21 protein-coding genes are annotated in these 20899 nt (G+C 64.1%); 2 read left to right on the top strand and 19 right to left on the bottom strand.

What is annotated here, in order from left to right; genetic code table 11:
• Positions 1 to 270 precede the first annotated feature (270 nt).
• From EKN07_RS08115 to EKN07_RS08100, 4 genes are read right to left on the bottom strand one after another with little or no spacing between them, the layout of a single operon-like run.
• A complete protein-coding gene (locus EKN07_RS08115; RefSeq protein ID WP_126146128.1) occupies positions 271 to 2982 on the bottom strand; it encodes a hypothetical protein in 2712 nt (903 codons plus the stop codon).
• Entirely contained in the window at positions 2979 to 4790 is a 1812-nt protein-coding gene (locus tag EKN07_RS08110; RefSeq protein ID WP_126146127.1) for an HSP90 family protein, read from the bottom strand. Before EKN07_RS08110 ends, EKN07_RS08115 begins: the two co-directional genes overlap by 4 nt.
• Positions 4783 to 5292, bottom strand: coding sequence for a YbjN domain-containing protein (locus tag EKN07_RS08105; protein WP_126146126.1), 510 nt, complete (start codon positions 5290 to 5292; stop codon positions 4783 to 4785). The genes EKN07_RS08110 and EKN07_RS08105 overlap by 8 nt, the downstream gene beginning before the upstream one ends.
• A 20-nt stretch (positions 5293 to 5312) precedes the next feature.
• Positions 5313 to 5768, bottom strand: a complete 456-nt coding sequence (locus EKN07_RS08100) for a hypothetical protein (protein WP_125482487.1) — start codon at positions 5766 to 5768, stop codon at positions 5313 to 5315.
• Positions 5769 to 6131: 363 nt separating this feature from the next.
• Here EKN07_RS08100 and EKN07_RS08095 point away from each other — a divergent pair, with 363 nt between their 5' ends.
• A complete protein-coding gene (locus EKN07_RS08095; RefSeq protein ID WP_206435700.1) occupies positions 6132 to 6974 on the top strand; it encodes a tyrosine-type recombinase/integrase in 843 nt (280 codons plus the stop codon).
• A gap of 116 nt (positions 6975 to 7090) precedes the next feature.
• A complete protein-coding gene (locus EKN07_RS13140) occupies positions 7091 to 7225 on the top strand; it encodes a hypothetical protein (RefSeq protein WP_276308075.1) in 135 nt (44 codons plus the stop codon).
• Between the two features lie 603 nt (positions 7226 to 7828).
• On the opposite strand, the gene EKN07_RS08090 is transcribed toward EKN07_RS13140, so the two are convergent.
• The 15 genes from EKN07_RS08090 to EKN07_RS08020 all read right to left on the bottom strand — a co-directional run bounded on the left by EKN07_RS08090 (position 7829) and on the right by EKN07_RS08020 (position 20824).
• Positions 7829 to 8050: a glutaredoxin domain-containing protein gene (locus EKN07_RS08090; RefSeq protein ID WP_108716075.1), complete on the bottom strand. Its 222-nt coding sequence runs from the start codon at positions 8048 to 8050 to the stop codon at positions 7829 to 7831.
• A 229-nt stretch (positions 8051 to 8279) separates the two neighbouring features.
• Positions 8280 to 10271 (bottom strand): type IV secretion system DNA-binding domain-containing protein, encoded by a 1992-nt coding sequence (locus EKN07_RS08085; RefSeq protein WP_126146125.1) that lies wholly within the window; start codon positions 10269 to 10271, stop codon positions 8280 to 8282.
• Positions 10272 to 10279: 8 nt separating this feature from the next.
• Positions 10280 to 10966 (bottom strand): hypothetical protein, encoded by a 687-nt coding sequence (locus EKN07_RS08080; protein WP_126146124.1) that lies wholly within the window; start codon positions 10964 to 10966, stop codon positions 10280 to 10282.
• 318 nt (positions 10967 to 11284) lie between these two features.
• Entirely contained in the window at positions 11285 to 11605 is a 321-nt protein-coding gene (locus EKN07_RS08075; RefSeq protein ID WP_126146123.1) for an Lsr2 family protein, read from the bottom strand.
• A gap of 25 nt (positions 11606 to 11630) precedes the next feature.
• Positions 11631 to 11954, bottom strand: a complete 324-nt coding sequence (locus EKN07_RS08070; protein WP_108716079.1) for a hypothetical protein — start codon at positions 11952 to 11954, stop codon at positions 11631 to 11633.
• The gene (locus EKN07_RS08065) at positions 11935 to 12135 is read right to left on the bottom strand and encodes a hypothetical protein (RefSeq protein ID WP_108716080.1); all 201 of its coding nucleotides are present in this window, start codon (positions 12133 to 12135) and stop codon (positions 11935 to 11937) included. Before EKN07_RS08065 ends, EKN07_RS08070 begins: the two co-directional genes overlap by 20 nt.
• A 17-nt stretch (positions 12136 to 12152) precedes the next feature.
• A complete protein-coding gene (locus EKN07_RS08060) occupies positions 12153 to 13211 on the bottom strand; it encodes a lytic murein transglycosylase (protein ID WP_108716081.1) in 1059 nt (352 codons plus the stop codon).
• A complete protein-coding gene (locus tag EKN07_RS08055; RefSeq protein WP_108716082.1) occupies positions 13208 to 13825 on the bottom strand; it encodes a hypothetical protein in 618 nt (205 codons plus the stop codon). Before EKN07_RS08055 ends, EKN07_RS08060 begins: the two co-directional genes overlap by 4 nt.
• Complete coding sequence (locus EKN07_RS08050; protein WP_126146122.1) at positions 13818 to 15866, bottom strand: hypothetical protein; 2049 nt, start codon at positions 15864 to 15866, stop codon at positions 13818 to 13820. The genes EKN07_RS08055 and EKN07_RS08050 overlap by 8 nt, the downstream gene beginning before the upstream one ends.
• Entirely contained in the window at positions 15842 to 16258 is a 417-nt protein-coding gene (locus EKN07_RS08045) for a hypothetical protein (RefSeq protein WP_126146121.1), read from the bottom strand. Before EKN07_RS08045 ends, EKN07_RS08050 begins: the two co-directional genes overlap by 25 nt.
• Positions 16255 to 18726, bottom strand: coding sequence for an ATP-binding protein (locus EKN07_RS08040; protein ID WP_126146120.1), 2472 nt, complete (start codon positions 18724 to 18726; stop codon positions 16255 to 16257). The genes EKN07_RS08045 and EKN07_RS08040 overlap by 4 nt, the downstream gene beginning before the upstream one ends.
• 4 nt (positions 18727 to 18730) lie before the next feature.
• Positions 18731 to 19264: a hypothetical protein gene (locus tag EKN07_RS08035; protein ID WP_126146119.1), complete on the bottom strand. Its 534-nt coding sequence runs from the start codon at positions 19262 to 19264 to the stop codon at positions 18731 to 18733.
• The gene (locus tag EKN07_RS08030; protein WP_108716087.1) at positions 19261 to 19494 is read right to left on the bottom strand and encodes a hypothetical protein; all 234 of its coding nucleotides are present in this window, start codon (positions 19492 to 19494) and stop codon (positions 19261 to 19263) included. The genes EKN07_RS08035 and EKN07_RS08030 overlap by 4 nt, the downstream gene beginning before the upstream one ends.
• An 18-nt stretch (positions 19495 to 19512) precedes the next feature.
• Entirely contained in the window at positions 19513 to 20439 is a 927-nt protein-coding gene (locus tag EKN07_RS08025) for a hypothetical protein (RefSeq protein ID WP_126146118.1), read from the bottom strand.
• Positions 20405 to 20824, bottom strand: a complete 420-nt coding sequence (locus EKN07_RS08020; RefSeq protein WP_126146117.1) for a single-stranded DNA-binding protein — start codon at positions 20822 to 20824, stop codon at positions 20405 to 20407. The genes EKN07_RS08025 and EKN07_RS08020 overlap by 35 nt, the downstream gene beginning before the upstream one ends.
• Between the last annotated feature and the right edge of the window lie 75 nt (positions 20825 to 20899).

Raw genomic sequence — 20899 nt, 5'->3', positions numbered from 1 at the left:
CTCACCCTCGCCCACCGCCGCATCCTCACCCTATACGCCATGATCCGCGACGGCTCCCTCTACGACCCCCAACCAGCACAGCAACTACCCACCGCCGCTTGACAAACCACATAGGGGCACCCCCCCGTCCACACTCGACTCAGGCATCCGCGTCTGGCGCCGGTCTGGTTCGCACCTTCCCCGTGAGGCTCGTCGGGATCGACTTGCAGTAGCGGGTACCTCGATCCCACGGCGGCGTTGCGTACCCTGGCGGCGCGGACAAGCAGGGATCTACGGCTGCCCGTCCTCGAAACGATCCATGAGGCTGCGGTACATTCCTCGCAATTCATGGCCTTCGAATCGTTCGTCGTCGAGTATGCGGCTCGCCAACGCCGCCTTCTCACGCGCCGTTTCGACCGACCCCTCCATGCGATACATATTGGCTAGAATCAGCAGCTGCCTGAGATAGCTCTCCTCGAAATCCACGGCAATACGCCGATACCATTCGACGCCGGCCTCCTGTAGGTCCAACGCTGTGCGAATACGGCCCACCGCCCAATACAGTCGTGCCGCTCGCGTACACCACACGGCTTCGCCCTGCGCAGCAACGTAATCGGAATCCGTCACAAGCTCGCCCGTGGGCACGCTTCCGGCCACCTGCGCGAAGAGTTCATGCAGCCGATCAAGCATCGCCTCAAGCTCGGCTATATCCTCATCTGCATGTTTGCCTGGACGGAAGGCAAGAACATCTGCACGCTCCCACAGCGCATCGATCAGTGCCTTCGTATTCTGAGCACTCTCAGCAAGACGTATGACATGAGCCCACGTGGCAATCGCGCGCGAGTGTTGATCACTGGAACGCAGAGAATTCGCCGCACTGCCGAAACAGTTGATTGCTTCGTCCACATCACCTGCCAGTTCGCGCAAGTCTCCCAGGCGTATGGCGGTTTCGGCAGCTCCGCGTTCGTCGGCGATTGCATTCAAGCCGGCCAGCATGTGCCGAAGAAGCGCCTCCACGAGTGGCGAGGCTGTCGTCAGCCCCTCCAGATAACCGATTCCGAGCTGGGCAACCTCGGCAGCTTCCAAGTTCCGCCGCAAATTGACCAAAGCGGCTGAAAGCGCCTCAGCGAATGCAGCAGCCCGCAGGTTGAATCCCGCTGCTGCACACAGATTCAGACCCTGGCGCGCATAGTCGAGCGCCGCTGCGGAGAATCCCGCTCGAACGCTGGTTACGGTCAACACCAGCAGAGCTTCCAGTCGCACTCCTAACTGCTCGCTTGAAACGGTGCGCATGGCGCCATCTGCGAGCAGCGCAGCCTCGGCATCCTGCCCTTGGTCACACAGCCTCCACGCCTGATCGATCACCGCCCAGGCGGCGTCGTCCTCACCGGTGTGGTCAACGCGTGAAGTCGGTGCAGTCGAGACGTCGGAATCAAAACACGTCAATATCGCGTTGTCCTCGCCCAGGGCCGCCCCCAGCCGCCCACGCAGTCGAACCCCTAGTTCACCCTTGGGCAGCCGATTCTCACGCCCGTAGGCCAAACGTTCCATAAGTTCCACCGCATATGCACTGCGGCGGACCGCGCCGACCTCCTCCGCACGGGCAAGCAATTGCGCGTAGTCCATATCGCGCCACGGTCCGCGAACGTCGACGGCGACGACGGGTGGTAGCGCCGTTCCTTGTGCCGGTAGCGGCGTCGGCGCCTCGTCTCCCACACGCGGTGGTGTACCGGGCTCCGTACCTCCGGAATAACGGTCCTGTGCTGCCGGTCCTGCAACGGCGCCACCCGCCGAATCCTCGGGGCCGGATAGGCGGTAGTCGATGGCATCCTCACCTAGCAGCCCTGAGGCGTCGGGGATCTGTGGCGCCTCTTGTGCAAGCGGGCGTCGAGCGAGGTACCGCTCCACTGAATCCTGCCAAGCCGTCCTCGTTACCCCCGGCCTGCCGTCAAGCTGCCGCGCAATATCGCGAGCCAGTGATGTGAACCACTCCTCGGCCTGCCGCAGGGTGGGATTCGTCAGCGTTTGCCGCGGCGCGGCGTCGAGTTTGTCTCCCGGCAGCGTCACCGGCAAGACCTCGCGCTCATGATCCCCCGGCAACGCACTGACCACGTTGGCGGCGGAACAGGCCAAGCGCAGCAGGCTGATACGTCTTCCCACCTGCGGCCACCGCGGCAGATGCCTGAGCAGGATTCGGCGGGCGCGTTCCAGCCGTTCCGGCCGACCGCTGAGATACAGGTAGTCAAGGTGCTGGTAGAGCGATCCGGTCTTCTCCGCTCGTGTCTGGTAGTCGCGATACACCCGCAGATGTGCCGCCCACGCCTCCGCATCACGTCCGGTACGGAACCAGGGTTCGAGCAGCATGGATAGCATCGAGTTTGGCTGGTTGCTGCAGCGCCTCCCTTCGGCAGCGAGCGCCGCGTCTCCGACCCGTGCTGCCGCCTCCCAGTCCCCGCAGTCAATCTCGTAGTAGACCTCGTCCTCGGGGTCGCAGGCAGTGCAATCGGCGAGGCGTGTAACCGGCGCGTCCTTCCACTGCTCGTAGAAGCCCGCCGCCATCTCCATCTCGCCGAAATTCTCGTACAGGCTGTTGGCCTGGCTGTAGTACGGACGTAGCGACTCTCCCATCTGCAGATAGAACAACCGCATCTCTTCGAGAATGTCAAGGCATTGCTGACGGGCAATCTGCGGCAACTGTCGCACGGCAATCAGCACGTACTTGAAACTCCACCCATACAGGTAGAGCGAGTCGTCATCGAAGAGTTCCGGCTTCTCGCGGTACTTGTTGGTGCACCACACGAAGGGTACGAGCAGTTTCGCGAACGCTTCCGTTTCTAGATAGGCGTGGCACAGCGAGAGATTAGCGCGAAGAGCAATATGCTCCTCGCCGGCCTCTTCGGCCTGCATGGCGAGCTGAGCCCACAACTGGTTTGCCCCCGGGCCGGTTGGCGTATTCGCAGCTTCGTCCCATAGGGCGAGGAGATCCTCATGGCTGGCGGTCATGATCGTCCTTTCAACGACAGTTCGATGAGGCTGGTGAAGGTTTGGTCCGCCCAGGATCGAGCCTGCACATCCATCGGATGCTGGCCGGCCAGCAGTGCTTGCACATACAGTCCACGCACAGCCGCCTGCAGCAATTGATCGTCTTTCGCACCGGCTAGCTGGTTGATCACGGGCGAGCGGGCATTGAGAACAAGCAGTGGTCGGCGAGAGTCGCCAAAGGGATCGGCCGCATCAAGCAGGGCTCCCCATACTCCCTCCGCCCGGTCACGCACCGCTTCCGCGAGCGCCTGCCCTGCAATCTCGGCGTCGGGAAGAAAAAGTACCGACAGGGATACGGGCGCGAATGCGCGTAACACCACCTCCACGCCGGCCGGGTCGAGGGCCGTTTGAGCCGCTGCGAGGGCCGGACGCATACGCTGCCGCGTATCCTCCGGCGGTGCGACGAGAACGCCGAGTACCTCCGCGGGCTCCAGTTCACCGATAGCCCTCTCCGGGTTGTCAAGCGCGAATTGAGCCACCAGATCGGCGTCGAAGGCGTAACCGCAGTTGACGATGCATAACCCATTGGCACGCGCAACCGGCTCCAAGGACCGGAAGCGGCTGGCAGTGCGCGTGTACCGGAATGCTCCGAAGCGCTCCAACACCTGCGTGAATGTTTGCTCTCCTAGAGAAGTTACGAAGGGTACTGTTCGTGCTACCATCTCGCGAGTGGGTGCATCGGAAACCGCCATGGCCTTCAGTCCGCTGACGTGGACGGCGATGAACTCGGAGAAGAGCTTCGGGTCCGTCGTCGAGAGCCTCGTCAACCAGGTACGAATCTGTTCGCCGAGTGCTTCGCGTGTCGTGGCCAGTAAGTCGTCGTCGAACAACCCCTCCCGCGAGGCCGTGGGATGTAGATGTTCGGCATCGATTACGACTCGTGCGAAATACGCCCATTCGGGCAACAGCTCGGTGATGCGTGAGCCAAGCAACATGCGCCGCAGATAGACCCGGTGACGCGTCTCCTGGCCGGGATGAGCGCCGGTCGGCAGGATGAAGGCGCGACCCTTGACGCCGGCCTCCGGAACCTCCACCGGCACAACGGCGAAGGGATGGAAGCCGAAGTTTGCGGCGCACCAGCTGACGGCGCCCGCGCTGTTCTCCTCCCACGGCGCACGACGAGCGGTTAACACCTGCGATTGTCCTTCGGCGCGTAGCTCAACCGGGATCGGCAGGAACTCACCGTATTCGGTTATAAGCCGGGACAGCGAGGAGAAGGTGAAGGGATCCTCACCGGGCAGGGAATGTAGAAGCATCTCGGTTCCCGGTTCGGTCAACGGCTCGACGGCGGTGGTGACAACCCAGGTTCCGTTGGATCTTCCCTCCCACTGGATGGTCCGAGCGTCCCGGTCGGCGGCGGAGCGCGAACGTACGGTGATCGTATCGGAGACCATGAAACACGACAGCAGCCCGATACCGAACTGCCCGAGGAAGTCTGTACGAGCCATTCCGAACTCATCGCGTTTTGAGGTCGCCCCGATGGTTGCCAGTAGCTCAGCCGCCTCGTCGGTCGTCAGCCCGATTCCGGTATCACGGATGCGTAGGATCTGGCCCTCGGCACTGAAGGTTATCCGCGCCGGGCACGACGGATCGATACCACGCCGGGCAGTGATGGCGTCGACGCCATTTTGTAGCAGCTCACGGACGAATACCCGGGGGCCCGAGTACAGATTGCGGCTGAGAAGCTCTACCAAACCGGCGAGGTCGACCTGGAAATTCTGGGAGGTCGGCGTGTGCGGAGACTCAGGAATCTGCTGCAGATCAGACATTGGCTTGCGGCTCCTGCCCCCGTTCAAAGCCCTCGACCAGTTCTGTGCACGCGGCCAGTGTGGGTTGCAGATACTCGCGCAGCTGCACGTCACTCATTCCCTCACCGATGAAGACGGTGGACGAGGCTCGCACGCACACACGCGCTTCGTCGTCGTAAGCAGGTAGTAGCCGTACCACATGTGGAATGTCCGGATCCCCGTTGAACGTATTCAGCTGCCCGGCGAATTCACCAACGATTTCACCCGAAAAACGCGCGGAGCCCACGTGATTGAGTTCCAGGAAGTTGCCGTCATTCACACTCCATATCTCGATGTCGCGGCCATCGCGCGAAGCGGTGATCGGGTACTCCGATCCCTCTTCAGCCGTGACCTCCCAACCCAACTGCTCTATCATGGAGCGCAACCGCGCCAGATCCACAGGCGCGACGGCATCTTCCGGGCCAACCTGCCGGAACCATTCCAGGTTCTCGTTTGCACTCTCGTTCACATTCTCGTTCGCCATACCCGACCTCCGGCCACTCGCTACTCTTCCGTTCCTGTGCCGCGCTCCGTACCGTCGCGACGCTCCGCCACGATCTCGGCGATCCGCTGATCGTGCTCGGTCACGGTGGACGCACAGATATCAATCGCGCGGCGTACGAGACTCAATAGCTGCACATCGGTTGCACCGGCACTGATCACTGCATCGAAGGACGCCTTTATGCGGCAACCATCAGCAACTCTCTCCACACTGCATGCCGCCAGCAGCCCAGCTGCGCCGGGACCGGCAACGAGTTCAAGCGCCGATGCACAATCACGCGCATCGGTGTAATGAACCGTCGATATCGCGGTGACGGCGAGTATCTTCTCCCGACGGCGCACTTCTGTGACTACATCGGAGTAACTGCGCCGCAGAATATCGCCGTCACGGCGCACTGCTCCATCGTTAGGGCGAAGCAATGACTCTATGCGATCCAGAGTCACTGACGGTAAAGACATAGCAAGCCTTTCACTGCTGTCCGGCGATGAACTACCTCGGCCGCCCGGCCGCCTGGGTGACATGCCACGCGTAGATAATCTACCTCGCGCAGATATAGGTCATTGTACCAGTTCTGGAGACAGGTTCGGCGGTCTATGGGTCAGGCTCCCTGCGCCGTTTGTTCCGGGTAAGGCGAAGGGGCCGGTCCTTTCGGGTCGGCCCCTTGATTCAGTGGCGGGGGGAGGATTTGAACCTCCGACCTCCGGGTTTGGAGCTTTCGCCGTATATCGGGATGCTGGCGGTGGTTGGGTGTTGGTTGCGTGAGGCCTGCCACCTGTTGATCGTGGGTGTTCTGACGGAATCGTTGATCGCAGAATGTGGGCATGCGCTCACTACATTCACCTTGGGTTTGGCAGGCTCCTCCGGAGTGGGAGACGGCGTTGGATGCGTGGGAGTTATTCCTGCGTGCTGGCGGTCGGTCTGAAAGTACTATTGTCACGCGTTTGCGTCATATCCGGACGTTTGCGCGTGCTTGTGGGCTGGCTCCTGAGGAGGTGACGGAGGAGCAGTTGTTGCGGTGGGTAGGTGCGCAGCGTTGGGCGCCTGAGACCCGGCATTCTATGTATGTCTCACTGCGTGGTTTCTTTGGTTGTGTTTCGCGTATGTGGGGTTGGGAGAATCCTGCGGCCAGTTTGCCGATGGTGCGCCGATCAATTCCTCCGGCACGGTCGGCGCCTGAGGAGGTTTTGGCGGAGGCGTTGGCTCATACGGATTTGCGTGTTGGGATGATTATTCGTATGGCGGCGTATATGGGGTTGCGGTGTTGTGAGATCGCACGGGCTCATCGGCGGGATCTTACGCATGATTTGTTCGGTCCGGTGCTGCTTGTGCGGGGTAAGGGTGGTCGTCATCGGCCTGTTCCGATGCCGGCGGACATTTACGAGGATTTTGTGCGTATCACAGATCGTACAGGTGGCTGGTTGTTTCCCGGGAAGATTGACGGGCACTTGTCGTCGCGGTGGGTGTCAAAGCTTGGGGCTCGGGTTTTGCCGTCTCCGTGGACGATGCATACTCTTCGGCATCGGTTTGGTACTCGTGCGTACGCTGTGGATCACGATATCGTCGCTGTACAACTCCTTCTGGGGCATTCCCAGCTCACGACGACTCAGCGCTATGTGCTGCCGGCGCAGGAGGCCCTGCGTCGCGCGGTTGACGGGGCTGCTTAGGCCTGTTTTGTGTCGGTGGTGCGCTGTATTCTGGGAGTGGCTCCCTTGGGCTGGACCAGAGCTCTCACAAATTGTAACTTTGCTGAGTTCTGTGTCGGTGAGGGGAGGTGAGGTCGATGGGTAAGCGGAAACGCGAGACGTCGGGTGAGGAAAAAGCCCGGATACTGCGCGCCGTGCTTAGGATCGCGCAGCTCCAGGCTTTTAACCTTGCTATTGCCATCGTGGCACTGCTGATAGCACTGCTGCGATAGCAACTCACACTGGGTACACGGTTACGAGCTGTGTACCCAGTCCCATTATGCCAGGCGTGTATCGGCGTGCACAAGGGCGTGTGCCGACTGCTGGCCATGTTTGGCATTGTTTTCCATTACCCCTTACCTGCTCTCTTCCTGGGCCGTTGGGAGCGTAGTGTCAACCCGTAGGGCGGTCTATCGGTGATGTACGGCATGCCGCGTAGCGGTGTGGCGTACATCAGGGATAGGCCGGTCCCAGCCGGAGGGTGGGACTTGCGCGGAGCACGGCGCGGGCCATAATGCGGCAGGGGGAATGGAAAATAGCTACGTGACTACTGTCGTGTCTCGCTGGTGGTTGGTAGGCCGTGCACACCTGCCGCGCGGGATCGTGGCAGGTGTGTGCGGGTGGTTGTTGGGGTCCCGCTGTCCACGTGTGGGCCGGTGGGGCGCTCCGGGCGCCCGGGCGGTCCACAGGTGGGCAGGGGGCTGCCTGGGTGAGCACGTGCGGACTATATCGGGTGAGGATCGGCCTGCGTGAGGCCTGTGGTGTGGGGTCTCGTGATTGTGACGTAGTTGTGGCCCCCGGGGTTTGTCCCCGGGGGCCACGTGCCCGTCCGCGCCTCATGCGGTACGTCGGATGTTGGCGAGTTTGTCGGGGCGGTAGCCGGTCCAGGTCTCGGTCGGTGTCACGATAACGGGGAGCTGCTGGCAACCCGCGCTGATGAGTTGGTCGCGGTGCGCGGCAGCGTCGAGCTCGCGGTAGGTGATGCCTCGGCGGTCGAGTGCGCGTTTGGTGAGGTGGCAGGCTTGGCAGCTGGTGGTGGTGTAGATCGTGATGGTCATGATGTCTCCTTCCCTGGTGGGTGTTTGATGGTGCCGCTGGGCCGGGTGGGAGGGAGCCTGTCAAGCCGGATGGCGGGGTGATCTGTCGCATGCCGCGTAGCGGTGTGGGACAGATCAGGCCGACAGGCTTGACGGGCGAGTGGACGCCCGGCAGGCTCCATGGTCAAACACCCGCGGAAGGAGCACATGCCGTCGTCACGCTCACTACTGGCGCGTGGGCCTGGCCGCCTCACCAGGCGTCGTCTGGCGGTGGGGGCGGTGGTGGTGTTTGCTCGGCCGGGCCATCCTCGCCGCTTCGCGGCGTCCGCCGTGGTGCGACGTTGGCCGCTGGTGTGCGGCGTGGGTTGGCGGGTGTCGCTTGTGGGGCTTGGGCGATGTGGGTGCGGTGGATGGTGGTGTCGGCGTGGTGGTGGTGGAGGGTGTCGGCGGGGAGTTTCGTCATGATGATGGCGGTACCGGCGGGCAGGTCGCGCAGCTCGTTTGGGTGGATGATGTATTCGTCGACTTGGCGGAGGCTGCCGACGCCGGAGGCGGCGTGCAGCCCGCCGAGGGGGTCCCAGTCGTCGGTGGTTTGTATGGTTTCCTTCCATCCGGCTCTTGTGCCGATGTCGTGCGCGATGGATTCGGCGACGTCGCCGCGGGTTTGCCGCATGACGATCCAGAGGTTCGCGTTGGTGCGTACGGTGCCGGCGAATTGTGCGCTGACGGCGGTGAGGTCGGAGTCGAGGTCTTGGGTGGCGAGGACGACGGCGCCGCCGGCGGAGCGTGCCCGGGCGTAGAGGTCGGAGACTTTGGGGCTGGCGAGGGCGCCGAACTCGTCGAGGACGATGGGGCAGAGCCCGGCCCATCCGACAGGCAGGTGTGGCAGGGTTGCGGTGAGGTCGTGGATGGCGAGTCTGCCGAGTGCGCGTGCGGATTCGGGAGAGCCGGCCGAGTCGAGCGAGAAGCAGATGAGGGCGCCGTCGGCGATGGCGGTGCGGAGTGTGAGGCCGGGTGTGCCGAGGATGGCGCCGATGGTGGTGTCGGTGATAGTGATGAGCCGGTCTCGTGCGTCACCGGCGTCTTTCTCGGCGCTGGAGGCTTTGAGGTCGGTGAGGTATCGGCTGATGATCTGAGCGGTTGGTGGGGTGACGTCGGGCACGATGAGGCGAAGCTCGGCGGTGGAGCAGAGACGGGCGAGGTTGGGCAGGTTGACTGTCCAGGGGCGTCCTGGGCTTAGGAGGACCTGGTTGTCGGCGAGGTCGACGAGCGTCCGGGAGGCGACTTGGATGAGTCGCCGGGAGAGGGTGGCATAGTGCTGGTTGAGACTGGTGTCGTGTGCGAAGAGGACTTCGTACACGGCGTCGGCGATCTCGTCGGCGGTGCGGCCGGCGAGGGGGTTGTATCCGCTGGTCGAGGTGGCCGGGTTGACGGTGATGCGGTGGTAGGGGCGGCCGAGTTCGGCCGCCTGGGCTTGCACCCATGCGGCGAGGTCCGGGTCGGCTTTCATGTCGATGACGACGGCCGGGATGTGCAGTGCACGGGCTGCTGGTTGTGCGCAGGTCGCCCAGAGGAGACGCTTGAGGGCCTCCGTTTTGCCGACGCCGGTCGGGCCGATGACGAGTGCGTGGGTCCGGATGACACTAGCGGGTATGGTGACGGGCCCGGCGGTGGTGGCGTCGATGCCGAGGGGCAGGGTGAGCTGGTCTGGCGTCGGGGCGGGTTTGGCGTGTGCGACGGTTTTGTCGAGGCGGCGTTTCGCGGCCGTGATCGCACGGGAGCTGGCGGCGGTCGGCGTGGCGGTGGTCTGCCAGGTTTTCCTGTAGCGGTCGCGCCAGGCGAGATAGATGCCGGCGGCCGTTAGGCCGAGGCAGGCGGCGAAGGGGACCTGGCCGACCGCCCAGGTCGGCCAGGTGGTGGAGGCGAGCGTGAGGACCGCGGTCAGGTCGAGCGGCGGGGTCCGCAGCGTGTCAATGACCTCGGTCCATGGGGCGGCGTAGGCGGTTGGCCAGCCGAGGAGGACCCCGAGCATACTGGTGGCCAGGCCGACGATGAGGAGGTGCCAGCCGCGGATTTTGTCCCGGCCGGCCCACCGGACGGCGGCGACGATGACGAGGGTTATTGCTGTGGCGATGATGTTGGTTAATGCGGTGATGAGGATGATGCCGCGGCGAATGGCGCGGGCATCGCTTGGCGGTGCCGCGTCGCGGGTCATCCGGAGTTTCGGTGTCGGGATACTCATGGCATTTCTCAGATCGTGTCTGTGAGGTTTCGGGTGATGATTTGGCGGCCGTATCCGGATTCCCAGAGCCGGTCATTAACCGTGGTGGCAGCTTCGTTGATAAGCGTGCTGGTTTGCGGTGTGGTGTAGTAAACGCCTCCGGTGTAATCCGCGTGGTGGCCGTAGGCCAGCATGAGCAGGCGGAGCCTTTGTTTGTTTTTTCGGGTCCATTCGACCTCGTGGCCCCACCGGCCGTTTGGCCCGACGGTGATAATGTCGGGCCAGGCATAGCCGGCTTTTCCGGATTGCCGAGTGATGGGGATGGCCCACGGATTATTCTCCGCATCGGGGCATTCGGAGCGCGCCTCGCGCTCAGTGATGATCCGCTCGACGAGAGGGTGCTCTCGGAGTGTGAGGTAGAGGTGGACGATCACCAGATCATGCTCATATTCGGCGAGCTTGACTCCCCCTTTCCCGCCTTCAACATCCAGTGCGTGTGCACCGGCCTCGGTGAGCCAATGGACCCAGGTTCGGCCGAGCACCATTTGCCGATCGATGAGCCCGTCCTCGCGGAGCCGTTTGAGGACACGTGACGTCATTGGGGCGCGCGAGGTGTCGGATACGTGCGGGAATACTTCTCGGCCGATAATCGCTGCTGGCACGAAACGGAATTTCGCCAGCAATTCCAAGGTTGTATAGATCGCATTAGTACTCATCAGGCACCTTCTTTTCGGGACCACTCATGTACGTGAGGTTTAGGTACGTTCTGGACCATTCCAGCCCACTGTTCCTTTTCCCTGTTCTTCTTGTTTTGTCTTGACACCCCACCCAGCGTTACCTTTCCAAGGTCACACGCTTGACCACCCTCTCTCGGAGTCGTAGACGTAGGGGGAGGGTGGTCAAGCGTGTGACCGCCACTTTTGTGTGGAATTACGCTGGGTGGGGTGTCAAGGCTACTTGTGACCGTGTGAACGGGCGTATGAACAGGGAAATTGTGTGTGGTGTGGTGGGCTGGAATGGTCATGGGAGGCTCCTTAGTCGGCTGTTTGTGCGTGGGTGTAGGCGTTGATTATGTCGGCGGGTAGTTTGCCGGATTCGGCGACGGTGTAGCCGTTGTTTCGTGCCCATTCGCGGATTGTTTTCCGGCTGGTTTGTGCCGCGTTTCGCGTCGTTTGCGGAGCTGGTTTACGGGTCCGTCGTGCGTGGTTGATGAACGGGTTGAGGGCGTCGGTTAGTCGCTGCCGGTTCTCGGGGCCTAGGTCGATTTCGTAGGACTGTTTTCCGAGCGCGAATGTGATGGTTTGGACGTCGTTTGTGGTGGCGTCGATGTCGTCGATGAGGACTGTTTTCTGCATTGTTTCCTCCGGTGTTTCCGCAGTGTTAGATGGTTGTGTATCCGAGGTTGATGAGGATGATGCCGTACAGGCTCCACACGGTGATAATCGCCGCGATTGAGGCGGCCCATGACCAGCCGATTGTGCGCAGCAGTGAGTGCCGGTCCTGGTGGTAAAAGAGCGCAAAGAGGATGGGCGCAGTGATCGCTGTCAGTGCGACGCCGGAAGCGATATAGGGTAGGGCGCGTAACGCGATTCCGCTGGTATCTATCCGGGTGACGTAATGGCACATCGCGAGAATCATGGCGGCCGCCGCCGTGAGCGATGCGGCGCGTTTAAGAGCGTAGATATCAACGGGTTTCGGTCTCATTGGTCTTGTCCTTCGTGTGGGGCGCGTAGGTGGTGAGGATGGCGTGCGTGATGACTTCTGCGTAGGTGGTTTCACGTGCATATTTCTCTCGCCGGATGATCTGGTAGACCTCGTCCGGGATGGTGATATTGATGGCGCGCCACGTGCCACTCTCACGGGCGAATGAGCGGGGATTAGTCATCGAACGGTTCCTTCCTATTAATTGGTGGGTAGTCGGACAGCGATATCAAGGATGGGATCGGAGGTTGCGTAGCGGGACAGGTCGGTGATTGCGACGCCTCGGCCGGGGCTGGAATCCATGACCTGCCCGTCGCCCATGTAAATGCCGACGTGCGTCACAAAATCGATGGATGGTGACACGGCGGCGGATTGGAAGAACACGAGGTCTCCGGGTCTGGCGTCGGCCAGCGGGATCTGCTGTCCGCCGTATGCCTCGGCGCGCATCATGCTCGCCTCACACTTCGCGGTGGCGAGTGGATGGCCGGGGGTGTACATGGGCAGGGTGATGCCGAGCGCGTCACGGACGGCAGTTTGGACGAAGGTGCAGCAGTCCATGCCGCCGGCGCCTTCGCCGCGGTAGGGGCGGCCGAGGTAGGGGCGGCCGGCCTCGACGACGGCCTCCTGTCCGCTGCCAGCGGCTGCGGTAGGGGCTTGATAGGTAGGGATCAGAGCGTGGATGCGGCTGATGTATCGGGTCGTCTCGGCGAAGCGTGGCACGCCGCCGGCGGCTTGAACGTTGCCTAGGCCGGCATTATAGGCGGCCAGGGTCAGGTCGAGAGTTGAGCCGGAGATAGTGCCCTCGGCGCGTAGAGCGAGCACGCTGGTACGCAGGCGGCACATGTAGTGCCCTTGAGACCAGATCGCATCCGCAGGATTCCATATATCGACATGGCCGTCGCCGTCGCCATCCATACCGTGGGAGGCCCACGTGCCGGGCATGAACTGGGAGATTCCTTGGGCGCCGGCAGGGCTGGTCGCTTCGGGCCGCCAGCCGGACTCCTGCTCGATCTGCGCGGCGATCACCGCTGGGGTGACGTCGTCGCAGATCTGGCCGGCGCGCAGGACGATGTCGCGGTACTCGGCCGACACCTTGTCGGACAGGCCGTGACCGGTCACGGCAGCGGCCTGTTGGCCGGTCGTGTCATTGGACTCGGCGCCACCGACCACGATGATGGGCAGCATGATGAGCGCGCCGAACGCCACCATGGTGACCAGGAGGCCGCCGGCGGCGCTGAGGGCGAGCCTGTTGCGGATCACGGTGCTGTCTCCCAGCTCGCGACCCGCCAGCCGTCCTCAGTCGCTTCCGCAGTGATCGCACCGGTGACCTGGTGGCCGGTGTTGGTGGTGATCTGTGCGGTGGCACTCCACGTGCCGGCCGACGTGTCGGTGACGTCGGTGTACTCGATGCCGGCAATCGCGCCGTCGACGGGTGCGTGGAGCTCCGGGTACTCGATGAGCTCGTAGCGCACCTGGTCGGTCGCGATGTCGGCGAGCTGGTCGTCAACCTCCCACCAATCCGCAGACTGATAGATGAGGCGCAAGAACTCGTCAGCGACGGCCGGGCCCCGCTGAGCGATCTCAGGCACTGGCGCGGTCTCGGTGACATAGGACCAGGTCGGCACCGCACTCGGCTCACCCGTCGCGTCCGTGCGTATGGTGGTGGCAGTCGCCGAGTCCGGCACCTGGCTACTCGTGGGGTGTACCCACAGCCACGCGATGACAGCGACCACCATGCCCACGACGACGACAGCAACGAGGACACGTCCCCACATCACCGGGAGCCGGCGCGCGCGGTCAGGGCCGCCGTGGCGGCGTGACGCTGGAATGTCAGGCACACCATCGGCCAGCAGGCCGTCCCATTTGTCAGTCATTGCTGCGCCTCCTCCGCAACAGTGTCAGTCGTTCGGCCGGCTGCGGGTCGCCGCCGGTCATCCCTGGCAGTTCACGCCGCGGCGCGGATGCTGCCACGGTAGACGTGTTGGCGGGCTGGGCTGGCGGCGTGGCTGCTGGCTGTGGCCGCATGGCGGCGGGTTCGGGCCGATTCGCCGATGGGGCCGACTGCGCCGAGCGCGTTGCGGGCTCGCCCGCCTCGGCCGTCGGTTGCCTCCGGGCTGGTAGTTCCCGGGGTGCGGGCGCTGGCGGGCCGGGCTGTGGAGCATTCGCACCCGCAGCCGGCCGCCCGTCCACACCCGGTACCGTGGGCTCGTTATCTGTGGTCGTGCCTGGCGGGGTTTGTGGGATGCGGCGCGGCGCGGCGGCCGTCTCACTTGTAACCGGCGTGGCGGTGGCCGGGCCTGCGGTCAGGCGCGGTGACGCGACGACGGCGGGCACCGGCTCCGTATCCCGGGTCCCAGTCCGGCGACGCCGTCCGGGCCTGGTTGGTCCGGCCGGCCGATGCGGCTGCGGCCTGTCGATCACGCGGTGGGGCCGCGGAGCTCCGCCGGTCGTCGTGCCACTGCTGGCGGTACTGTCAGCCGATGCCTCGCTGCCCGTGTCGGGCCTGGTGGCGTGCCGGCCGGGTCGGCGGGGTCGGATACGGCGGCCGAGCATGCTCATGGCCGCTCCCGTGCCGAGCATGGACAGCAGACCAGTCGAGCCCACGCCCAGAATCTCCCGCAGGTGACGGACGAGCAACAGGGATGCGATGGAGGCGATGATGGTCAGTAGCGCGGAGACTCCCCACCCGTAGTCACCAGTGAGGCGCATGGTGGTCATGGCCACGAGCATGGTCACCATGAGAATCAGGTTCGCGACGAAGCTCATGAAGACGAAGCTGAAGAGCTTCTCGGCCCAGGTCATGCCCCATTGGCGTGGGCGGCCCGGAATGACCCACAGGAGGGCGAAGAACACGCCGACAACGAGCAACATGAGGGCGAGCATGGAGTAGAGGAGCACGGTGGCGTTGAGGAAGATGACCAGCCCGCAGAAGAGGCACGCCACCAGGAGCGCCGGCAGCATGATCGCTAGGCGTGTGGCGCCGTCCTGCCCGGTGGTCATCTGCCACGCGTCAGACTTATCACCACCCATCGCGTCCTTGAAATCCTTGCCGTCGATAAAATCGACGCGGTCGTCTCCGCTGCGGCTGAGGACCTCCTCGCCGTAGTCCTGGCAGGTGCGCAGGCTGCCGAACTCCGCGATACACCACGGCATCGCGACGTAGGTTCGCCAGATCGCATCTGCTTGGCGGCGCTGCGCGTTCACTGTCTCATCGGACCCATAGGTCGGTGTCGGCCCGGTAAACGGGCTGTCAAGGTCGGTCACTGCCGCCTCTGCCGCTTTGGCGGTGGTCTCAGCACCGGCCTGTCGGATGGCGGTCATGGTCCCGGTCCATAGCTCCGGGACCACGGCAAGGGACATGCCGATTACGCCAGCCAGGACAAGGGCGCCGAACTGACGCAGGGCATCTCCTGTGCCCACTCCGAGCTTGGCGAGGACAAGGACGGCACCGATGGCCAAACAGGTCGGCAGCAGCCAGTCGATCGCGGTGGTGGCCACCGCGCGGACCATCTCGGTGATATCACTGGAGAGCATGCCGAACATGTCGAAGTGCGCCATCTGGTAGGAGAAGGCGATCGCCGCGCGCGTGACCGCCTTCGTGCCACCGAGCAGCACGTTGGTGATGCCGTTGAGGACCGGGTCAACAGTATTGTCGACGACGTGGGTCCAGCCGGTGGATTTCCAGTCGGTGACCCAGGCACCGTCCGGATATGCCTCAAATAGGGTCGGATCCTGCCCCTGCCTCATGTCCGGCACGCTGAACAGGGATCCGACACCGTCGGGCTGGTAGACGGCCGGGTCGCCGTCGGGGTCATCGGCCAGCGCGCTACTGGTCGGCAGGAGCACTGCTCCAAGGATGAGCAGCAGGCCGGCCAGGGCGCTGCGACGGCCTAGCCGTCGTACTGGTAGCGCCATCGTCCCCCCTCCCAATAGAACGTCGCTGTGCTATCGTGCGTTGTCAGTGAGTCTCGTCCATGCCACTGCCAGCGGACGGTGGCCTTATCTCCATCGATGACGACAGAGTCGATGGAGGCGAGCTCACGCCACGAGGAGTTGGATGTGTAGTCGTAGGGCGGCTCGCACTCGGTGATATCCGCCTCTTCGGCCGTCAGGAGCTGAGTGCACATGAGCTCCTGTTGTTCGGCGGTGCGGTCACCGTGTACAGCGACCTCGACATATTCGGTCAGCGCGGCTCGTACACCGTCCTCGGTCTTGTCGGCCGCGGTTGGCTCGTGAGAGCACGCGCTGAGGAGCGCGGCGGTGATCGCGGCTGCGGAGATGAGGCGGGCTGTTAGTGTGGTGGTCATGCTGCTTCCTTCCGTGCATGTGTCGGATCAGTGGACAGCAGATCAGCTACCCGGCTATTCGGGTAGGCGATCTGCACGGAGGCAACCCTGCGCCGTGGATCGCGCATATAGCAGTGACCTGACCATTTAGCACCGGTGTGTGGGTCGACGGACACGTCCCTGACAGCAATCCGGGCCGCCTCTGTTGGCTCTAATCCGAGGAGCTTGGCCAAGGCGGTCTGCTGCGCCTCGGTGTCCTGACTGAAGGCCATCACGGCGACGAGCTGCTCCATGATTCCATCATGGTCCGCGATGCTCGCCGTGTCCTGCGTGTCGACAACCAGTGTTTGGCCCATTGCACGGCCCATACGCGCCGTCCTGTCCAAAAAGGCGGCGCCTTCGCGGGTCGCGGTCAGCATATGCGCCTCAGGAAGGCACACCATTTTTCGCTGATCCCGGAGGGTTTGCCGGGAGCCGATCTGGGTGAGCCAGGCGAGCAGTCCGCGAATGACGGCGGCCTGGACGCGCTCACTGGTGGACCAGTCGGCCGGCGGAGTATCTGCGGCCGGTGGCACCATGCCGGGACAGCGGATGAGGTGGATGCCGGGCCCGGTGCCCAGCAGGGCTCCACCGTCAGCCCGGCCAACAATTGCGCTCCCGTAGATGTCGCTGCGCCAGGCGGTCAGTTCGCCGGCGATCCGCTGCGCCGTGTCATCGGCGGATGCGGCCATGATGTTGATGAGGCGTGCGGTGGAGCGCTCCTCTCCGGACTCGACGAGCCGGGCGATGTGCTCCATGAGCACGGGCTGGGCCCGCACGCGAAGAGCTTCCGAGATGAGCAGCATCAGCTGTCCATGCGACGCCGAGAGGGCCTCCTCAGGGGTCGAGAGGCGTAGAAGGTCTGCTGCGCCGGCGAATCGCCCGTCCACGGCCACAGCGTCAGCTGGGATACCGTACTCGGCCGCACAGGCCACGATCCCACCGTACTGGTTGTCGAGGTCTCCCTTGAGGTCGAGGAGCGGCACCCAGGCTCCTTCGTCGGCCGCGTCCAACGCGAGCAGCTGCATCGCGGTGGTTTTACCGCGGCCGCCCTTGCCGACGATGGCGATGGTTGATGTGTCGCCCCGCCGGGGTGCCTCGGTCGGGTGCAGGCGCACGATTGAGGCGGTCGCTCCGGTGGTATAACCGATAGCCGGCCCGACATCATCGCCGACGACACTGCCGCCCCAGAACCACGAGCCGAAGAAGGCGGGGGCATCCATGACGTGTGATAGGTCTCCGGTGCGGACCTGGTCGCACGGCATCGTCTGCATCCACGCCTCCCGCTGCTGGTCTGCCAGCACGTCCACCGTGATGCCGTACTCGGCATAGTGTGCCTGGAGCGCTGTCACGCTGGCCTCCAGGGCCTCCCGAGACGCCTCAGTGACGGAGATGATGCAGCTGGCGTGGACGAGTTCGACGCGGCCGCGCTGGATTTCTGCGGCCAGCTGCTCCATCTCCGCCTCCGCCATCGCAATATTGAGATCAGTCTCCCCGGCGCTGGAGCGTGACGCTTCGCGCCGCTGTTCTTTGGCGGATTTACGGACTTTCTCGACCTTGCCGAGCCCTGCCGCGGACGTCAACACTTCGAAGCGTACGTCGGCCTGCGGGTAGATACGGACCTCATCCGGCTCCCCCTCGATACCTCGCCGGGATACACGCGACAGGGTCAGCAGCCACTCCCCGTTACCCGGCACCTCGAGCTTTTCGGGAAACTCGCTCAATGCGAGGAGCGTCGTGTAGGCGGTCTCGGTGCCGTCGGCACCATAGTGGCGTATGTGGTCTGGCCACGGGATTGCGCGGCCCCGGGTCAGCCGCGCGAGCCGGGCACCGGTGACGGTGCCCTCGCCGGCCAATGGTCGCATGGTGCGATATTGGTCGTGTGCGAGCATCCACGCCAGGGTCTCCACCGGTGCGGGCCGCGCCCGCAGCGGTGTGTCCTGCAGCATGCGGGCGAACTGCCTCATCGTCCGGTCCAGACTCGCCAGCTCCCGCCGCGGAATCGCGCGTGCATCACCACCAACCCAGTCAGTCGCCCGGCGCAACGCTTGCAAGACGGCGGCCGTGTGGCGGTCCTCGATATCGATGCCGAGCAGGACGTGCCGCTCAGCCAGGCCAAGATCGCTAATCCCTTGGCGCCGGGCCTGCGCCCACGGGGTCATCTCATGGCCGGGCGTATAGGTGGCGCCGTCGATGCGTCCCCACATGATCCGCAGCTGACAGGCACGGTCGCCGAGGATACGCTGTGCGGCCGTAATGACGCGGCCTGCCTCGTCAGCCCTCTCCTGGACGGTCAGCATCTGCGAGGACGCGGCCGAAACGGTGAACCACGCCTGTGCTCGATCGTCCGAGACGATCAGCCCATCAGACAGGAGCCTGTAGTGCGGCAGCGGCACAGACAGTGCCTCAGGAATACCAAATGTGCGGCTCAGCGATTGCAGAATACCCATCTAGCTAGTCCTCTCGTAGTGGTGTCATAGCGTCGAAGCCGAGCACGCGCACGCCCTGCCCGATCCTGACGGTCGGTCCTGGCCCGACGGGCCGTGAGGCGGCCGCCTGTGGCGTCCACGGGTCCCAATCACGTGCCCGTGACCCGAATGTGCGTCGCCACCAGGTCAACGTGATCCGCTCCCGCACGTGCAGCAGGTCGTGCCGTCTGCGCGTCACGCCGCCATTGATGACGCCGACGTGGCCGATCAGGATATACCGTGCCCTGAGCACCCACATCGTGATGCGCCTCCTGCGTGGGATCAGCCCGGACGGCGAAAAGCCGAACCACGCGATAACTCCTGGCACAGCCACGTAGAAGATGAACGTGCGGCGACTTGGTGGTCCGACGACCAAGGTCAGTAACCCTGCCCAGACGATGACGATCACCGCGCAGATAACGGCGGGGCGGCGTGGTACCCCTTCGCCCAGGTCCCAGCCCAAGACCGAATGTTGACGAGTCTCAAAGCTGAACGCCCGTGTGAGCACTCGTCCGGTCATGATGGCAAGATTGATGAGGCGACGGCCTTAAGCAGGCCCACCGCTGTATCCGGCATAAACACGAACAGGGCCGCTATGACGGCTCCCACGAATAGGCCGACCATTTTGCCCCACTCCGAGCGTGCTAATGCGCCAACAAAAAAGACAGCCAAGATCGCGATGAGCGCTGTACCTGCCAACGTGAGAATCCAGTCTTTAATTGCATCGCCGGTGTAATCTGCTAGCGACATAAGAATCCCTCCAATGTGTTATGAGATATTGGTGACTTGCCAACGGTCTGCACCGTCGGAGGTCGTCACGCGAGTGATCTCGACCTGATAGGTCGACGTGATGGTGGCCTGACCGATGGTCAAGCGCACAGTGGCTGTCCCGGAGCGCGTATCGCCGCTGCCCGCGGTCACGGTCCAGGCGGTTAGTTCGGCCGCCGCCAGGCCCGCCGGCGGGGTCGGAATCTCAACACCCGGTGCGGTCACCCCGGTCGCGTCCCCGCTGGCCCACGCGGTAAAGAAGCGGTCGACGTCGCTGCGGGTCTCGCCGGTCAGGGTGCGGTCCTCCTCGACGAGCGGTACGGCTGGTAGGCGGGCCGGGTCGGGCACGCCGACGAGCTTGGGCTCGGCGCGCACACTAGCCCGGCCATCCACGAGCTGCATCGGCACGAGGACGCCGACCCAGCCGGCCGGGCCATCCTCGCCACCGGCGACATAGACCGCGACGGTAACATCGATCACGTCCTCGTCCACGACCTCGGTCGCCACCACGTAGGTCGATCCGCGCGTCTCCAGACCGCCCTCACCGCTCCAGCCTGCAGTGCCGGGCTCGTCCCACGCCCGTGACAGGCGGGAGGCGCGCGAGGATGGATCATCCAGGGTCAGCCAGGCCCGGGCAACATACTCCGCAGTGGACGCCACGGCCGCTGCGTCCGGCTCACTGGCCTCGATGGTCTGTGGCGCTGCCACGGTCGCCGTCGGGCCTGCTACTGCTGATCGCACCCCGAGACCAGCTAGCAGGACCAGCGCGCCAGCTATGATCACGCGCAGCGCCGTGCGCATGCGCACATGGTTCCGTGGCAACTCCACACTCTGCCAGGCCGCCTCAGCATCTGGCGCCGTGCTGGTCCCGGGCTCGGCGGCAGGTTCTGGCTCAGTCGGCTGGCGCCGGAGGCGTATCCCACGCATGCGTCCGGTCCTCCCCTACACCAAGCGTCTCCTGGCGGCGCTGTGCCACGCTGGCCGGTACCGGCCGCGTAATATCTAGCCCTGCGGCACGCACATCCACGACCGTGCGGCGATGTGTCTGCCCGTCGCGGTCACGCCAGACATTGGCACGCAGAGTGCCCTGCACCACCACCGCCGCTCCCTTCACCCAGCCTGCATCCCGGATAGCCATTGCCTTTTTGCCCCAGGCCCAGCACTGCCAGAACATCGTCTCGCCGCTCTGCCAGGTGCCCTCTGCCGTCCTATACGACTCAGACACAGCCACCGTCAGCGACGCCCGTGCTTTGGACTCATCCCCCGCAAACTCGGGCGCATCAGTTAGATTTCCGATCAGTGACACATCCATCACATGGCCTCCTCTCTATCCCATACATGTGGCCCACATAGTCCGTGAGCCCTGATCATGGCCGGGCCGCAGCCC

Source organism: Actinobaculum sp. 352 (genome assembly GCF_003957265.1).
Lineage (GTDB): Bacteria > Actinomycetota > Actinomycetes > Actinomycetales > Actinomycetaceae > Asp313.
This window is presented reverse-complemented; position numbering and strand designations above follow the sequence as displayed.

Excerpts from the sequence above, each read along its gene's own strand:
- EKN07_RS08115 (WP_126146128.1), bottom strand. The coding sequence starts at position 2,982 with ATGACCGCCAGCCATGAGGATCTCCTCGCCCTATGGGACGAAGCTGCG.
- EKN07_RS08110 (WP_126146127.1), bottom strand. The coding sequence starts at position 4,790 with ATGTCTGATCTGCAGCAGATTCCTGAGTCTCCGCACACGCCGACCTCC.
- EKN07_RS08105 (WP_126146126.1), bottom strand. The coding sequence starts at position 5,292 with ATGGCGAACGAGAATGTGAACGAGAGTGCAAACGAGAACCTGGAATGG.
- EKN07_RS08100 (WP_125482487.1), bottom strand. The coding sequence starts at position 5,768 with ATGTCTTTACCGTCAGTGACTCTGGATCGCATAGAGTCATTGCTTCGC.
- EKN07_RS08095 (WP_206435700.1), top strand. The coding sequence starts at position 6,132 with ATGCGCTCACTACATTCACCTTGGGTTTGGCAGGCTCCTCCGGAGTGG.
- EKN07_RS13140 (WP_276308075.1), top strand. The coding sequence starts at position 7,091 with ATGGGTAAGCGGAAACGCGAGACGTCGGGTGAGGAAAAAGCCCGGATA.
- EKN07_RS08090 (WP_108716075.1), bottom strand. The coding sequence starts at position 8,050 with ATGACCATCACGATCTACACCACCACCAGCTGCCAAGCCTGCCACCTC.
- EKN07_RS08085 (WP_126146125.1), bottom strand. The coding sequence starts at position 10,271 with ATGAGTATCCCGACACCGAAACTCCGGATGACCCGCGACGCGGCACCG.
- EKN07_RS08080 (WP_126146124.1), bottom strand. The coding sequence starts at position 10,966 with ATGAGTACTAATGCGATCTATACAACCTTGGAATTGCTGGCGAAATTC.
- EKN07_RS08075 (WP_126146123.1), bottom strand. The coding sequence starts at position 11,605 with ATGCAGAAAACAGTCCTCATCGACGACATCGACGCCACCACAAACGAC.
- EKN07_RS08070 (WP_108716079.1), bottom strand. The coding sequence starts at position 11,954 with ATGAGACCGAAACCCGTTGATATCTACGCTCTTAAACGCGCCGCATCG.
- EKN07_RS08065 (WP_108716080.1), bottom strand. The coding sequence starts at position 12,135 with ATGACTAATCCCCGCTCATTCGCCCGTGAGAGTGGCACGTGGCGCGCC.
- EKN07_RS08055 (WP_108716082.1), bottom strand. The coding sequence starts at position 13,825 with ATGACTGACAAATGGGACGGCCTGCTGGCCGATGGTGTGCCTGACATT.
- EKN07_RS08050 (WP_126146122.1), bottom strand. The coding sequence starts at position 15,866 with ATGGCGCTACCAGTACGACGGCTAGGCCGTCGCAGCGCCCTGGCCGGC.
- EKN07_RS08045 (WP_126146121.1), bottom strand. The coding sequence starts at position 16,258 with ATGACCACCACACTAACAGCCCGCCTCATCTCCGCAGCCGCGATCACC.
- EKN07_RS08040 (WP_126146120.1), bottom strand. The coding sequence starts at position 18,726 with ATGGGTATTCTGCAATCGCTGAGCCGCACATTTGGTATTCCTGAGGCA.
- EKN07_RS08035 (WP_126146119.1), bottom strand. The coding sequence starts at position 19,264 with ATGACCGGACGAGTGCTCACACGGGCGTTCAGCTTTGAGACTCGTCAA.
- EKN07_RS08030 (WP_108716087.1), bottom strand. The coding sequence starts at position 19,494 with ATGTCGCTAGCAGATTACACCGGCGATGCAATTAAAGACTGGATTCTC.
- EKN07_RS08025 (WP_126146118.1), bottom strand. The coding sequence starts at position 20,439 with ATGCGTGGGATACGCCTCCGGCGCCAGCCGACTGAGCCAGAACCTGCC.
- EKN07_RS08020 (WP_126146117.1), bottom strand. The coding sequence starts at position 20,824 with ATGGATGTGTCACTGATCGGAAATCTAACTGATGCGCCCGAGTTTGCG.